Raw genomic sequence first — 14502 nt, forward strand, 5'->3', positions numbered from 1 at the left:
AGGATCCATGCGCTTCTACAGCTGGAACGTGAACGGCTTCCGGTCGGTTCTGAAGAAGGGATTCATGGACTGGCTGGAGGAGACGGAACCGGATGTCCTCTCCCTCCAGGAGATCCGCTGCGAGTGGGAAGAGGCGGACCTGGGCGTGCGCCGCCAGATCGAGAGCGCCTATGACGTGTGCTGGTTCCCGGCCACCAGCAAGAAGGGCTATGCGGGTTCGGCGACCCTTTCCAAGAAGGAGCTGGGATTCACCCACGCCAAGGGCCTGGGCATCGACGGCTACGACGCCGAGGGCCGCATGATCGTCTCGCGGAAGGACCAGCTCGTCTTCATCGGCGGCTACTTCCCCAATGCCTCCCAAGGTCTGGTGCGCCTTCCCTTCAAGCGCCAGTTCGCCCGTGACCTCGCCGCCATCGTAGCGAAGCACCACCAGGCTGGAGACCAGATCATCCTCACCGGCGACATGAACGTGGCCCCGGAGGAGATCGACCTCGCCCGCCCGAAGGACAACGTGAAGAACCCGGGCTTCACCCCCGAGGAGCGGGAGGACTTCAAGCTCTATCTGGGGGCGGGTCTGGCGGACGTCCTCCGGGAGCGGAATCCCGAGGTGCCGGGTCTCTATACCTGGTGGACCGCCCGGGGCGGTGCGCGGGAGCGGAATGTGGGATGGAGGATTGACCTCTTCCTCGCAAGCCGCACCTTGCTCGACCGCGTGAAGGACGCCCGCATCCACGCCGACGTGATGGGTTCCGACCACTGCCCCATCAGTCTCGAGCTAGTCTGATTTCGGCTCGACGGCAAAAAGAGGGGCCCCGACCGGGGCCCCTCTTTTTTGCCGCGGGTGACTACTTGATCTTCTTCAGCGAGGGGTCCTTCAGCATCTCCCGGGCCGTGGCGGCGTTCTTGCCGGTGGGCGCGAGTTCGAGGTACTTCTCCAGGTTGTGCTTGGTTCCCCGCAGGTTGTTCTCGCCGAATTCGACCATGGCCAGCAGGTAGTGGGCTTCGGCGTACTTGGGGTCCACTTCCAGGGCCTTCAGCAAGTGGGCCTTCGCCTCCTTGGTCTTGCCGGCGTTGAAGGCCTCGACGCCCTTGTTGTAGATCACGTCCGGGTTGGGCCCCTGGATGGCTTCCAGCATGGCCGTGTACTTCTGCTCGGCAGCCTTGTCGGACTTGGCCTTGCTGGTCTCGATGAGGCCGGCGATCACACGCTCGTCTTTCGGGTTCCGCTCCAGGGCCTTCAGGAGGTAAGGCTCGGCCGCTTCTTTCTTCTCGCCCGCCTGGGCCATGCAGATGCCCAGCACGCGCTCGATCTTCAGGAGCTCGGGCGCCAGCTCGGTCTTGGCCGCCTCGTCCTTCAGCTGGGCCATGGCATCGGTGAGGGTCTTGTAGGCCTTGTCCACATGGGGGAGGGCTTCGGCGTAGTTGCCTTCGTTGTAGAGGGGGATGGCGGCATTGAACGCATCCCGGCCCTCGGCGTCCAGGGCGGCTCCGGGATCCTCGGGAACGGCCTGGGTCCCGCCTGCAGCGGGGGCCATCGTGCGGGATTCGGTCGGCGTGTACAAGGTGACGTCCTTGACCAGCACATCGGCCAGGGGAATGCGGATCATCTCCTTGTGCTCGACATAGCCTTCAGACTTGACGGTGAGCTCGAACTCCTTCGGGTCCAGGCCCACCTGGAGGAAGCTGCCCTTCTTGTCGGACGTCAGTTCCTTGGTCCAGGCGCGGTCGAGGCGCTTCAGGATGATCTTGGCTCCGGCGATGGGCTTGCCGTCCTTGGCCGTCACTTTGCCGCTGATGCGACCGGTGGTCTCGGCGTACAGGGACAGGCAGGCGGCCGGAATGAGGAGCGCTGAGATGAGGCGTCGCATGGGGTTCCTCCAAACCCATCCATCGTTCCACACGGCTGCTCCGGTGCCGAGTGCTTTTCGTCAAAAAAGCGCTTTCCCGGTCTCCCCTGACGCCCATCCCGGGGTATTTCGCGTCAGGTGCGGGAAAAGCAGGGCTGTGGTAGGCTTCCCGGCAGACAAGTCCTGAGAGTGTTTGAGGTAGCACATGAATCCTGCGGTGCCGGAAGCGTCCTTGACCGCCCTGATGCATCTCCTGGCGGAGCAGGCACTTCTGGCCCTTGGTGTGCCCCATCCGATGATGAAGGAGATTCCTCCCGCGAACCCGGCGGTGGCCCGCTTCTACGTGGACCTGCTCGGCGTGCTCAAGGACAAGACCGAGGCTTCCCGGAACGATGCGGAAACGCGCCAGCTCGAGGACCTCCTGTACGGACTGCGCATGCGACTGATGGACCTGAAGCCGGCGGCAGGCGTCCCCGAGGATCCCAAGTCATGAACCTCGAAAGGAAGACCATGGGATTCACCCGAATCTTCCGCGCACTGGTTCTCGCGGCTTGCGCTGGGATTGGCGTCCTGCCGGCAGCCCCTGCGCCCTCGACCACCGGTCAAGCCGTGGCGCCTGCGGCGACGGCCACCGAATCGGCCATCGCCCTCAGCCATCGCGCGAACCATCTGTTCGAGGCCCTGTCGAAGGGGGATCCCGAAGCCGTGAGGGCCGCCCAGCTCGAAGTCGAGATGCTTCGCCGCACCTATTCCACGATGGATGTCACTCCCCTGGTGGAAGCCGCGGCCTTCTGGGCCCGCCAGAAAGGCCTGGCCGGTCGGCCCGAGCTCGGGTTGGAGGCGCTCCAGGCCGTGGAGCGGTGGGCGCCAGACCACCCGACCCTGCTCGGGACCAGGATCGCGCTGATGCGCCAGCAGGGACCTCGGGGCTGGCTCTGGAGCTTCCCGGATCTCCTCCGCCTCACCCGCCAGCGCCTCGAGCAGCCTGCCCACCGATGGCTCTGGCTGCTGCAGCACCTGGGGATCCTCCGGCTGAGCGCCACGCTGCTGCTTTGGGGCTGGGCCCTCACCATGGGATTGCGCTATCGCCACGTGCTCCGGCACATCTGGGAGGAACCGCTCCAGCACAAAGGGATCGGTCCGACCCTGGCCGCCCTGATCGGGGCGATCATCCTTGCGGGGCCGGTGCTCCTGGGCCTGGATCCACTGGTGGCCGCCCTGGTCTGGCTCTTCCTGCTGGCCCCCTTCCTGCTGCCCATCGAGGTGAAGGTCACCGTCTTCATCATGCTGTTCCAGATGGTCCATCCCGTCCTCGCCGTCATGGAACCTCTCGCGGCCCGCGATCCGGCGCCCAGCATCGAGACCCTTCAGCTGCAGCCTCATGTACAGCCCATCCCGGCGGAGGCCTTGAAGCTGCTGCCCCCCACCGATCAGGCATTCCTCACTGGGTGGGAACAGCTCCAGAACCAGCAATGGAAGGAAGCCGAAGGGACCTTCCAGGACCTGGTGGGCCGCCATCCGGACCAGGCGGAGGTACTGAACAACCTCGGCGTCGCCCGGTACCAGTTGGGGGATACCGCAGGCGCCGAGAAGACCTTCCAGGAGGCGCTGCGCGCTGGAACCCGGATGGAGATCCTCCTGAACCAGAGCGTCCTCGCCTTCAACCGGCTCGATACCACGCTGGGAGCCTCCAAGCAGGACGAGGCCAAGGCGGCGGATCCCGAGGCCTATGCAAGTCTCATCGCCCTGAATGACGCCCGGAAGGATGTGCGCGCCTACCCCATCCCCATGCCCGACACGGCCGCCCGGTCCGAGGCGCTCGCAGAAGCCGCCGGGACTCACAGCAAGGCGGGCCGGTTGCCGCTCTCCGAGCCGGCCTTCCTGGCAGCCTTCCTGCTGCCTCTCCTGGGCATCTCCGCCTTCCTCCTGCGGGTCCGGAGGAGCGTCCGCCTGGCCCATCCGGGGCAGTGCATCCGTTGCGGGGAGCCCTACCACACCACGGACAGCCCCGATCCCGACGTCTGCTCGAAGTGCCACCACCTCTTCGTCCTGCGGGACGGTCTCCACACGGAGAGTCGGCGCAAGAAGCTCGATGAGGTGGCGGAGCACCAGCGGAACACGCGGTGGATCCACAAGACCCTGATCGTCCTGCTGCCGGGTTGCGATCTGGCCTTCCTGGGGGAGACGCGGGAGGCCCTGATGGAGTTCATCCCCCTGTGCCTCGCCGCGGGCATGGTCCTCGCCACCGGACGGTCGGTTCGGTACCCGGGAGAGGCCATCCCCGATCCCACCTCCACGTGGATGGCCCTCGGAGCGGTCCTGGTCGCCGTGTTCTACCTCCGCTCCTGGCTGAAACTGTTCCTGAGGAGGGCCTGAAATGGCGCTGGAAGGATCCCTCCGGGACTTCGACCTCTTCTCCCTGTTCAACATGATCAAGATCCAGGGGAAGAACGGCACCCTGGTGCTGTCTCAGGGGCAGGAGTTCGTCAAAGTCTTCTTCGAGAACGGCGAGATCGTCGGCTGCGACTCGAACCAGGTCCGCATGGAGGACCGCCTGGGCACCATGCTCGTTCGCCTGGGGCGGCTCACCGGCGAGGAGCTCCTGGGCATGGTCCAGGTCCAGCGGCAGACCCTCAAGCGCATGGGGACCCTGCTCCTCGAGAGCGGCAAGGTCACCCCCACGGATCTGCAGGACGCGCTCTTCAACCAGGCCACCGCCATCCTCCACCGTACCTTCCGCTGGGTGGAGGGGGACTACCGCTTCGACTCCTTCCTGCCGACGGACCTGGATCGGGAGCACTTCGTGCCGATCCCCGTGGACACGGTGCTGATGGAGGCCGCCCGCATCCAGGATGAGTGGCCCGAAGTGGAGCGCCGCCTGCCGGGGCTCGACACGCCTCTCGGGAAATCGCCCAGGGCCCAGGCCCTCCACCTCGACATCGACCGCGAAGTCTCGTCGGTGCTGGATGGGAAGGGGCAGGTGCACGGATCCTCGGGGCTCACCCATGAGCAGGAGATGGTCCTCTCCTATTTCGACCATCCCCAGAGCGCCCGGGAGATCACGCAGATCAGCCGCTACGAGGAGCTGGATACCTGCAAGGCCATCGCGGATCTCCTGGAGGCGGGCCTGCTGGAGACCAAGTCAGGAGACGTCGCGGTCAAGGTGATCCGCCCCTGGGTGGAAGGCCACCCCGACCTGGCGCCCGAGGCCTGGGAGCCCAGCCCGCTCTTGTGGCCCCTGGTCGTGCTGGGATTCGCCGTTCCGCTGGCGATGTACGTGCCGAACCAGCGCGGCTCCGTGAACCTGGGGCTGGCCAGCCTCCAGCCGGTGGATGTCCGGGTCGTGCCGGAAGGGGCCACGCGCCTCCGGCATGAATGGGCGCTCCGCATGGCCGCTCCCAAGGGTGGCGGATCGGCGCTGGCGAAGCTGCTGGGGAGCTCCGTGGACGGGAAGAATCCCGTTCCCGACTTGACCAGCCTCCCCGACCCCATGGCCCCGGCCAAGGCTCCCGACCCCGCCCCGCGGGACAAGCGATAAGGATTTCCGATGTTCGTGCACCAGCGCCAGGGCTGCCTGGAGGTGATCTGCGGCCCCATGTTCTCGGGCAAGTCCGAGGAGCTGATCCGGCGCATCAAGCGGGCCATCATCGCCCGGCAGAAGGTCCAGGTCTTCAAGCCGGCCCTGGATGACCGCTACGATGTCTCCGCCATCGCCAGCCACAGCCAGCGCAAGCACGACGCCATCCCGGTGAAGGACAGCGTGGAGCTGGCGCGCCACCTGGATCCGGAAGCCGAAGTCGTGGCCCTGGATGAGGTGCAGTTCATGGACGAGGGCCTCATCCCCATCATTGAGGATCTGGCCGACCGGGGCGTGCGCGTCATTGCCGGCGGCCTCGACCAGGACTCCAACGGCGAGCCCTTCGGCATCATGCCCATCCTGCTGGCCAAGGCCGAGTACGTCACCAAGCTCCAGGCCATCTGCATGGTGTGCGGGGCCCTGGCCGGCCGCACCCAGCGCATGGTGCAGACCGGCGGCCAGGTGCTGGTGGGCGCAGCCGAGGCCTACGAGGCCCGCTGCCGCCACTGCCACGAGACGCCCCACGCCACAGGCCCGCGGATGCTCGAAGGGGAGTGACTGTCCTGGGAATATTGACACTCCGTCAAAGCGATTCCTGCCGCGACGGGGAGCTGGGGCGTGGGAGCGGCTGCTCTGCTGTCTGGGGTTCTGGGGGGCGCTAGACTGGCCCCGACGCGCTGCTGCAGCGTCGTTTTCCCACTCCCCGCCCGAGGCTTCAGGGCAATCCAGGAGGTTTCCATGGCCGGCGCCTACGCCACGTTCACCCACATCACCGACTACATGGGCTTTGAGGGCCTGCTCACTGAGGAAGAACGAATGATCCGCGAGACCGCGCGGAAGTTCGTCAACGCCGAGGTGCTGCCCATCATCGAGAAGCATGCCCAGGATCAGACCTTCCCCAAGCACCTCATCCCCAAGATGGGCGAGCTGGGCTTCTTCGGCCCTGCGCTGCCCGAGGAGTACGGCTGCATGGGCGTCTCCAACGTGGCCTACGGCATCCTCATGTACGAACTGGAGCGGGGCGATTCCGGCCTACGCTCCTTCGCCTCCGTGCAGGGCAGCCTCGTCATGTGGCCCATCTACGCCTATGGCAGCGAGGAGCAGAAGCGGTACTGGCTGCCCAAGCTGGCCACTGGCGAGAAGATCGGCTGCTTCGGCCTCACCGAGCCCGACTTCGGCTCCAACCCCGGCGGCATGCTTACGAAGGCCGTCCGTGAGCCCGGCGGCAAGTGGCGCATCAATGGCACCAAGATGTGGATCACCAACGGCACTGTGGCCGACGTGGCCGTGGTGTGGGCCCAGACCGAAGACGGCATCCGCGGCTTCCTGGTGGAGAAGGGCACCCCCGGCTTCAGCGCCCCCGAGATGAAGGGCAAGTGGAGCCTGCGCGCCTCCACCACCTCCGAGCTGGTGCTGGAGGACGTCATCGTGGACGAGGCCAAGTCGCTGCTCCCCAACGTGAAGGGCCTCAAGGGCCCCCTGGGTTGCCTCACCCAGGCCCGCTACGGCATTGCCTGGGGCGCGCTCGGCGCCGCGGATGCCTGCTACCAGTGCGCCTTGGACTATGCGAAGACCCGCATCCAGTTCGACAAGCCCATCGCCAGCTTCCAGCTCCAGCAGGAGAAGCTGGCCTGGATGGTCACTGAGCTGACCAAGGGCCAGCTGCTCGTGCACCAGCTGGGCCGCCTGAAGGACGCCAAGACGTTCACGCCTGCCCAGGTCTCCATGGCCAAGATGAACAACGTGAACGTCGCCCTCGAGATCTGCCGCAAAGCCCGCACCATCCTCGGCGCCAACGGCATCCTCGACGAGTATCCGGTCATGCGCCACATGGCCAATCTCGAAAGCGTCTACACCTACGAGGGCACGCACGATATGCACACCCTCGTCATCGGCCAGGAAGTGACTGGGATTCCCGCTTACCGCTGATCGCGGTTTCCGGCGCAGAAAAACGGGCCGCACGGCCCGTTTTTCTGCGCATAAAATGCCGGATGCCCAAACCCTTCCGCATCCTCTCCATCGACGGCGGTGGTATCCGCGGCCTCATCCCCGCACTGGTGCTGGCGGAGCTGGAGCGGCGGACCCGGCGGTCCATCTCCGATTGTTTCGACCTCATCGCCGGCACCAGCACAGGGGGCATCTTGGCCCTGGGGCTCGCGGTGCCGGGTCAGGGCGGGCGTCCCCGGTACTCGGCCCAGGACCTGGCCGGCCTCTACCTGGAGGAGGGGGCCCGGATCTTCGACGAGAGCCTCTGGCGGCGCCTCACGAATCCCATGGGCCTGCGGGCGGCGAAGTACCCGTCAGATGGCCTGGAGGGCGTCCTGGCGCAGTACTTCGGCGAGGCCCGCCTCAAGGACGCCCTGGTGGAGGTGCTGGTGACGGCCTACGACCTCGAGAAACGGGACGCCTTCTTCTACCGCCGCCGGCGGGCCCGTGCGAACGCCCGTTACGACGTGCCCATGCGCGTGGCGGCCCGCGGCACCAGCGCTGCGCCCACCTACTTCGAGCCCCTGCTGGTGTCCTGGCCTGGGGATCGCGACGTGCTGGTGGACGGTGGCGTCTTCGCGAACAACCCGGCCATGTGCGCCTACGCGGAGGCCCGGCAGGGACTGGGCGGGAGCGCCGAGGATATCCTGCTGGTGTCCCTGGGCACGGGCATCCACGCCACGCCCTACCGCTACGAGGAGGCGAAGGGCTGGGGCGTGGCGGGCTGGGCCAGGCCCATCCTGGATGTCATCTTCGATGGCGTGGCGGACACCGTGGACTACCAGCTGCGCCAGCTCCTTCCTGCCGGTGCGGACGGCAGGCCGCGCTACCTCCGCTTCCAGACGGACCTCGACGCAGGTCTCAGCGAGATGGATGACGCCAGCCCCGAGCATCTCGAAGGCCTGCGACGCGCGGCGGAGGCCATTCTCCGCCGCCAGGCCCCGGCCTTCGAGGCGCTGGTGGCGTCGCTCTGAGCTACCGCGCCTTCTCGGTGCGCACCACCAGCACGTCGCAGGGCGCGAGCCTCACCACCCGGGCCGCGGTGCTGCCGAACAGCAGCCGCTCCAGGGTGGAATGGCCCACCTGGGCCACCACCAGCAGGGTCGTCGGGTCCGCCGCGGACACCAGCTCCTCCGCGGGCCCGCCCCACTTCACGATGACCTCGGTGCCGCCGAACGGCTTGACCCAGGATTCAAGCTGCTCCCGGGCATGGTCTTCCATGTTCTTCAGCCAGGCGGGGTCGGGAAGGGCGATCTGGGCTTCGGGCAGCATGGGGGCGGGAGGCTGGAGCACATGCATGGCCACCAGGGGCACGCCGCAGCGGGATGCCCAGTTCCCGGCACGCTCCAGCGCCTGCTTCGAGGCTTCGGAGAAGTCCACACCCACCAGCACCCGCGTGATCACGGCGGCCTCCGTCGGATGCCCCAAAGATACGTCCAGGTCATCCATCGGTGCCGTTTTTTTTCAGGAGGGGATTGAAATACGAGTTTAAACACGTAAAATAGATCCAGGAGGCGCCATGATCACGCTGCGACCTGCTGGAGCCAGGGGCCACTTCGATTTCGGATGGCTCGACACCCGCCACACCTTCTCCTTCGGGGAATACTTCGATCCCGAGCACACCCAGTTCCACGCCCTGCGCGTGCTGAACGAAGACCGCGTCCAGCCCGGCAAGGGGTTCGGCACCCATGGCCACCGGGACATGGAGATCCTCACCTGGGTGCTCTCAGGCGCCCTGGAGCACCGCGACAGCCTGGGGACGCATGGCGTCATCCGGCCGGGCGAAGCCCAGGTCATGAGTGCCGGCACCGGCATCCGCCACAGCGAGTTCAACGCTTCGGCCACAGACCCGGTGCACTTCCTCCAGATCTGGATCGTACCCGAGCGCCAAGGGCTTGCCCCCCGCTACGACCAGGTGGCCTTCCCCGGCCCTGAGCTGGAAAACCGCCTCCGGCTCATCGCCAGCCCGGACGGGGCGGAGGGGTCCGTGAAGCTCTTCCAGGATGTGAAGGTCTTCGCGGCGCGTCTCAATCCCGACCGCGAGGTCCAGGCCACGGTGCCAGCCGGGCGCGCCGGCTTCCTCCATGTGGCCAAGGGAACCGTGACGCTCAACGGCGCGGCCATGAACGCCGGAGACGCGGCGCGCATCGAAGGGGAACCCTCCCTCACCGTGACGGCCGGATCGCCCGCCGAAGTCCTGTTCTTCGATCTCGCCTGAGGTATCGCCATGACCATCAAACCTGTCGCCACGCTCGTGCCCGGCCTCCCCACGGAGGACGGCAATCGTGTTCCCTTGACCCGTCTGGTGCCCGGTCAGGGACACCGGGGGGCCGACGCCTTCCGCGCCATGGATCCCTTCCTGCTCATGGATCACTTCGGTCCCATGGTGCTGCCTCCGGGCACGGATGCGGGCTTCCCGCCCCACCCCCACAAGGGCTTCCAGACCCTCACCTACCTCATCCAGGGGGCCTTCCGGCACCGGGACAGCACGGGCGGATCCGGTCTGCTGCGGCCCGGTGGCGCCCAACTCATGAATGCGGGCTCGGGCATCGTCCACGAGGAGATGCCGGTGCCCGAACACCTCGAGACCGGCGGCCCCATCGAAGGTGTGCAGCTCTGGATCAACCTGCCCAAGGCGGTCAAGGGGTCCGCACCCGGCTACACGGACCTCCAGCCAGAGGCCATGCCCTGGCAGCCGCTGCCCGGCGGTCGGCTTCGCGTGCTGGCGGGCACCTGGGCCGGCGTGACGGGTCCCGCGCAGACTCCGGCGCGGATTGCCTATGCCCACCTGGAGCTGGAAGCCGGCACCCGCTTCCAGCAGGCGATCCCGGAGGGCTGGATCGCCGCCGTGGTGCCTCTGAGCGGAACGGTCCGTGTGGAAGGCACAGACGTGCCCGCCGACACGGTGGCACTGCTGGGTGAGGGGGATACGCTGGCCCTGGAAGTCGTGACGTCCGCCAGCCTCATGCTGCTGACGGGGGAACCTCTCCGGGAACCCATCGCCCACTACGGTCCCTTCGTGATGAACACCCACGATGAGATCGAACAGGCCATCCGGGACTACCAGGAGGGGCGCCTGGGACACCTCGACTGATCAGATGGGCTTCGCTTCCAGCTTCCGGCCCAGGGTGAACCTGCCCTGGGCCAATCTGTGGATGGACCGCGCCAGGGCTTCGCGGCTGCAGGCCAACTCAACACTCCAGGCGTCCAGGGGCAGCTCGCCGCCTTCGGGATGGGCCTCCACCCAGGTCTCCCAGAGGGCCGAGAGGGCCGCTGCATCGGGCTCCTGGCGGTCGCGCCAGCTGCGCTCCTGGGGGCGCTTCGGTTCGTAAAAAGAATGGCCGCGGAGCTTGTCGGGCAGGAAAGCCTGCTCCCGGTCGTAGTCATCGTGGGAGTAGTGGTACCCCGCGCCCCGGCCGGCCTTCCGGGCGGTGGCGGTGTGGGCGTCCCGGATGGCCTCGGGGATGGGCGCGTCGTCGGCGGCCAGGGCCGTGTCGATGGCCAGCACCGTGGCGTTGCTCTTGGGGGCGTTGGCGGTGTAGATGACCGCCTGCGCCAGAGGAATGCGGGCCTCGGGCCAGCCGATCTGCTCCACGGCGCGGCTGGCGGCCTCGCAGAGGATGAAGGCCTGGGGGTCGGCGTTGCCCACGTCCTCGGCGGCGCAGACCATGAGGCGCCGGGCGATGAAGCGGGGATCCTCGCCGCCCCGGATCATCCGGCTCAGGTAGTAGAGGGCCGCGTCCGCGTCCGAGCCCCGCAGGCTCTTCTGGAAGGCGCTGGCCAGGTCGTAGTGGCCGTCGGCGCGGTCGAACATCATGCGGCCACCCAGGGCCCCCTGGAGGGATTCCAGGTCGGGATCCGGCATCTCCATCCAGGTTTCCAGTCCGGAGAGCGCCGAGCGCAGGTCGCCGCCGGCCCAGTGGGAGAGCCACTCGAAGACCTCGGCGGGCTCCGGTTTGCCAGGCTCTTCCTTGGCCCAGGCCCGCTTGAGCACCTGCTGGATGTGGGCCGGTTCCAAGGCCTTGAGGGCAATGAGCTGGCAGCGGCTGCGGAGCGCCGGGTTCAGGTAGAAGGCCGGGTTCTCCGTGGTGGCGCCGATGAGGATGGCCTCGCCCCGCTCCAGGAAGGGCAGGAGGATGTCCTGCTGGGCCCGGTTGAAGCGGTGAATCTCGTCCAGGAACACCACGGGCGGCACCGTGCGGAACAGGGGCATCTCGCGGCTGTCCTGGAGGAACTTCTTCAATTCCGCAGCGCTGCCGCTCACGCCCGAGAACTCCATGAAGCCATGCCCCGTGGCCTCCGCCAGGATGCGGGCCAGGGTGGTCTTGCCCGTGCCTGGCGGCCCCCACATGACCATGGAGGGCAGGCGACCCCCCGCCGTGAGCCGCCGCAGCGCGCCCTTGGGGCCCAGCAGGTGGGCCTGGCCCACCACCTCGTCCAGTGTCGAAGGTCGCATGCGTTCGGGGAGCGGGGTGGTGTGGCTCACAGTCCTTCCAGCCTAGCGCGTCCTGTCTGCGCGTAGGATGGGACCATCCCCGGAGAGTCTGGTCATGAGGATCACTTCCAAGACTGTATTTCTCGGGCTGCCTGTCTTCGAATTCGCGGTGGCGGAGGTCGGTGCGAGTCCTCACTTGAAGGGGCCGGCCTGCGCCTGGGTCGCCATCGGGGATCTCGCTCTCAGCCCCTTCCTGGCCATCGGTGGCTTGGCCTTCGGCACGGTCTCATTCGGTGGGCTCGCCCTGGGTGGCCTGGCCATCGGTGGTTGCGCCATCGGTGGACTCGCACTGGGCGGTTGCTCGATCGGAGTGTGGGCCATGGGCGGGCTTGCGCTCGGTCTTCAGGCGGCGAAGGGAGGCTTGGCCGCCTCACCTGGCTATGCCCTGGGCGGGACAGCCTTCGGACCCCAGGCCAACACGCGGGAAGCGGCCGCCTGGTTCGCCAGAGCCCCCTTCTGGATGGTACCGCCCGGGCGCATCTTCCTTCTGTTTCTGCCACTGGCGCTGCTGCCGGTCCTGGTCCGGCCACGCGAGGTGAAGGGAAAAGACCGGGGGATCACTCCGAGGTAGGCTGGTCCCATGGATACGATCCTCGCCTACGAACGCGATCCCTACGCCACCATCCTGGAGACCCGCGTGCTCCGAACGGGGGAGGAGCAGGGCCGTCCCTTCGCGATCCTGGAGGACACCATCCTGTATCCGGAGGGGGGTGGTCAGCCCGCGGACCGGGGAACGCTGGGCGGCGTGGCGGTCCTGGACGTCCAGAAGCGGGATGGCGAAATCCGCCACTACCTGGCTTCGCCTTTGGCGGAAGGTCCCGCCTTGGTGGAACTGGACTGGACCCGTCGTTTCGATCACATGCAGCAGCACACCGGCCAGCACCTGCTCACGGCCGTGGCCCAGGACCGCTTCGGCTGGGGCACCACGGCCTTCCACCTGGGGGCAGCGGTCTGCGACATCGAGGTGACTGCGGCCTCCATGTCCCTGCGCGACCTGGAGGTATTGGAAGAAGCTGTGGCCGCGGAGATACGGGCCTGCCGCGAGATCTCGGCGCGGCGGGTGAGTCCGGAGACCTACAAGCTGGAAGCTGTGCGCTCCCGGGGCCTGCCGGAGGGGCACACGGGGGACATCCGCCTGGTGCAGATCGCGGAGGTGGACCTGAACACTTGCGGCGGCACGCACCTGCGCCACACGGGCGAGATCGAGGTCCTCAAGCTGCTGGGAACCGAACCCATCCGAGGAGGTACGCGGCTCTTCTATGGAGCCGGAAGGCGCGCCAGGCTGCGCCTGGACGCGCATGAAAAGCGCAATGCGGCCCTGCGGGCTCTGCTGGGCGCGCCGGACGAGGACCTGGCGCCCGCCCTCCAGACCAAGCTGGACCAGCTCCAAGCCGCCGAGCGCCGCGTGCGCAAGCTCGAGGATGAGCTGGCCGAGGTCCAGGCCACAGCCCTGGCCGCCCGGCCGGAGGCGCTGGTGGAGGCCCACCTCGAAGGGCGCGACATGGCCTTCCTCCAGAAGCTGGCGAAGCAGGCGCTCTCGGCGGCCCCGACGAAGGCTGTGTTCCTCACCTCGGAAACCGGCGGGCAGGGCCTCTTCCTGCTGAGCGCGGGCGAGGCCTGCGCGCTGGACGTGCCTGCCCTCGGGAAGGCTGTGGCGGCGCTCCTGGGCGCCAAGGGGGGCGGTTCGGGGAAGACCTTCCAGGGCAAGGCGCCGGGTCTGGCGGCACGGGCCGAGGCCCTGGCCCGGCTGCGCGAGGACTGATCCCATGCGGGCGGCGGGCCTCCTCAAACTGCTGGCCTGGGGCGTCGGGCTCTATGCGGGGCTCTGCCTCCTGGCCTTCCTGGCCCAGCGTCGGATGATGTACTTCCCGGATCGCGAGCCTGAGCCGGAGGCCGTCCCACGGGCCCTGGAGGCGCGCCTGGTGCCCTGGCGTGACGGAAAGGGTGCCGTGCTCGGCTGGCGACGGGCCGCGAGGTCGGGCGGGCCCCGGATCCTCGTCCTGCACGGCAATGCGGGCGATGCCCTGGGTCGCGAGGACTACCTTCCCATGCTCGAGGCCGCGGGCTTCGAGGGGGTGCTGCTGGAGTATCCGGGCTACGGTCCCCGGGAGGGCGAGCGGTCGGAGGCCTCCCTGGTGGCCGATGCCCGGGCGGCGGTGCGGCAGCTGAAGGTGGAATCCGGCGCGCCGGTGATCCTGCTGGGCGAGAGCCTCGGGTCCGGTGTGGCGGCGCAGGTGGCCGCCGCCGAGCCCAAGCTGGTGGCGGGGCTCCTCCTGGCCGCGCCCTTCGCCCGGATGACCGAGGTGGCCGCCCGTCACTATCCGTACCTGCCCATGAAGCTGATCCTGCGGGATCGCTGGGACAGCCTGGGGGCCATCCGCGGCTACCGCGGACCCGTGGCCGTGGTGATCGCCGGGCAGGACGAGGTGGTGGGTGCGGAACAGGGGCGGCGCCTGGCCCAGGGGTGCCCGGGGCCCGTCCGGATCTGGGAGGTCCCCCGGGCCACCCACAACGGCCTGCCCCTGACCCCGGGCCGGCCGCCCTGGTCCCTGGCCCTGGCCTTTCTCCACGAGCGCGCTGGGATGAAACAATAGGGC

At 67.9% G+C, this 14502-nt stretch carries 15 protein-coding genes; 12 read left to right on the plus strand and 3 right to left on the minus strand.

The genetic code is table 11. The features are described from left to right. The first annotated feature begins 7 nt into the window (after positions 1-7). Complete coding sequence (locus tag MLJ35_RS04590) at positions 8-784, plus strand: exodeoxyribonuclease III (protein WP_243383228.1); 777 nt, start codon at positions 8-10, stop codon at positions 782-784. Positions 785-845: 61 nt separating this feature from the next. On the opposite strand, the gene MLJ35_RS04595 is transcribed toward MLJ35_RS04590, so the two are convergent. After that, positions 846-1868 (minus strand): carboxypeptidase-like regulatory domain-containing protein, encoded by a 1023-nt coding sequence (locus tag MLJ35_RS04595; RefSeq protein ID WP_243383229.1) that lies wholly within the window; start codon positions 1866-1868, stop codon positions 846-848. 211 nt (positions 1869-2079) lie between these two features. Here MLJ35_RS04595 and MLJ35_RS04600 point away from each other — a divergent pair, with 211 nt between their 5' ends. The 6 genes from MLJ35_RS04600 (at position 2080) to MLJ35_RS04625 (ending at position 8384) form a co-directional block, all read left to right on the plus strand. Beyond that, the gene (locus tag MLJ35_RS04600) at positions 2080-2340 is read left to right on the plus strand and encodes a DUF1844 domain-containing protein (protein ID WP_243383230.1); all 261 of its coding nucleotides are present in this window, start codon (positions 2080-2082) and stop codon (positions 2338-2340) included. Positions 2341-2456: 116 nt separating this feature from the next. Further along, a complete protein-coding gene (locus tag MLJ35_RS16100; protein WP_243383231.1) occupies positions 2457-4223 on the plus strand; it encodes a tetratricopeptide repeat protein in 1767 nt (588 codons plus the stop codon). 1 nt (position 4224) lies between these two features. After that, the gene (locus tag MLJ35_RS04610; protein WP_243383232.1) at positions 4225-5385 is read left to right on the plus strand and encodes a DUF4388 domain-containing protein; all 1161 of its coding nucleotides are present in this window, start codon (positions 4225-4227) and stop codon (positions 5383-5385) included. A gap of 9 nt (positions 5386-5394) precedes the next feature. Beyond that, positions 5395-5982, plus strand: a complete 588-nt coding sequence (locus MLJ35_RS04615; protein WP_243286098.1) for a thymidine kinase — start codon at positions 5395-5397, stop codon at positions 5980-5982. Positions 5983-6162: 180 nt separating this feature from the next. Beyond that, positions 6163-7353, plus strand: a complete 1191-nt coding sequence (locus MLJ35_RS04620; RefSeq protein ID WP_243321072.1) for an acyl-CoA dehydrogenase family protein — start codon at positions 6163-6165, stop codon at positions 7351-7353. A gap of 62 nt (positions 7354-7415) precedes the next feature. Continuing rightward, a complete protein-coding gene (locus MLJ35_RS04625; protein ID WP_243383233.1) occupies positions 7416-8384 on the plus strand; it encodes a patatin-like phospholipase family protein in 969 nt (322 codons plus the stop codon). Position 8385: 1 nt separating this feature from the next. Here the strand turns inward: MLJ35_RS04625 and MLJ35_RS04630 are convergent, their stop codons facing one another. Next, entirely contained in the window at positions 8386-8814 is a 429-nt protein-coding gene (locus tag MLJ35_RS04630) for a universal stress protein (protein ID WP_243321076.1), read from the minus strand. 115 nt (positions 8815-8929) lie between these two features. Here MLJ35_RS04630 and MLJ35_RS04635 point away from each other — a divergent pair, with 115 nt between their 5' ends. After that, complete coding sequence (locus MLJ35_RS04635) at positions 8930-9628, plus strand: pirin family protein (RefSeq protein ID WP_243383234.1); 699 nt, start codon at positions 8930-8932, stop codon at positions 9626-9628. 9 nt (positions 9629-9637) lie between these two features. Further along, positions 9638-10504: a pirin family protein gene (locus tag MLJ35_RS04640; RefSeq protein ID WP_243383235.1), complete on the plus strand. Its 867-nt coding sequence runs from the start codon at positions 9638-9640 to the stop codon at positions 10502-10504. Here the strand turns inward: MLJ35_RS04640 and MLJ35_RS04645 are convergent, their stop codons facing one another. After that, entirely contained in the window at positions 10505-11866 is a 1362-nt protein-coding gene (locus MLJ35_RS04645; protein WP_243383236.1) for a replication-associated recombination protein A, read from the minus strand. It lies immediately after the preceding gene. A 94-nt stretch (positions 11867-11960) separates the two neighbouring features. On the opposite strand from MLJ35_RS04645, the gene MLJ35_RS04650 reads away from it, so the two are divergent. From MLJ35_RS04650 to MLJ35_RS15845, 3 genes are read left to right on the plus strand one after another with little or no spacing between them, the layout of a single operon-like run. Next, a complete protein-coding gene (locus tag MLJ35_RS04650) occupies positions 11961-12476 on the plus strand; it encodes a hypothetical protein (RefSeq protein WP_243383237.1) in 516 nt (171 codons plus the stop codon). A gap of 9 nt (positions 12477-12485) precedes the next feature. Next, positions 12486-13667 carry an alanyl-tRNA editing protein gene (locus MLJ35_RS04655; protein WP_243383238.1) on the plus strand — a complete coding sequence of 394 codons (1182 nt, stop codon included), beginning with the start codon at positions 12486-12488 and terminating at the stop codon, positions 13665-13667. 4 nt (positions 13668-13671) lie between these two features. Further along, positions 13672-14499 carry an alpha/beta hydrolase gene (locus tag MLJ35_RS15845; protein WP_243321088.1) on the plus strand — a complete coding sequence of 276 codons (828 nt, stop codon included), beginning with the start codon at positions 13672-13674 and terminating at the stop codon, positions 14497-14499. The last annotated feature ends 3 nt before the right edge of the window (positions 14500-14502 follow it).

This window comes from Geothrix alkalitolerans, assembly GCF_022808885.1.
Taxonomy (GTDB): Bacteria; Acidobacteriota; Holophagae; order Holophagales; family Holophagaceae; genus Geothrix; species Geothrix alkalitolerans.